This is a genomic window from Pseudomonas sp. BJa5 (genome assembly GCF_030272875.2).
Lineage (GTDB): Bacteria > Pseudomonadota > Gammaproteobacteria > Pseudomonadales > Pseudomonadaceae > Aquipseudomonas.
This window is the reverse complement of sequence record NZ_JALRNG020000206.1, coordinates 1-241: the sequence shown is the minus strand read 5'-3', so window position 1 is coordinate 241 and position 241 is coordinate 1. Positions and strand designations below refer to the sequence as shown.

Below are 241 nucleotides of genomic sequence, written 5' to 3'. Positions count from 1 at the left end.
GACTACCTGAGCCAGGCGCGCCTGACCCAGCTGCGCAAATTAAATGAAACCCAGCGCCAGCTGGCCAGCGGCCAGCAGGACATCAACCTGACACACGCCCAGTTGCTGACCCAGCAAGGCACCCTCGACAGCCAGCGACAGGAGCTGGAACAGGTCCGCGCCGAGCGCCAGCAGGTGCTGGCCAAACTGACCAACGACGTCAAAGCCCGCGACCAGAAGCTGCAGGCCCGCGAGCAGGACC

Annotated in this window: 1 pseudogene; it reads left to right on the top strand. The window is 65.1% G+C overall.

Features of this window, described 5'->3' with window-relative positions:
- Window positions 1-241, top strand: a pseudogene (locus M2D63_RS26040) (peptidase M23); the annotation flags it as partial.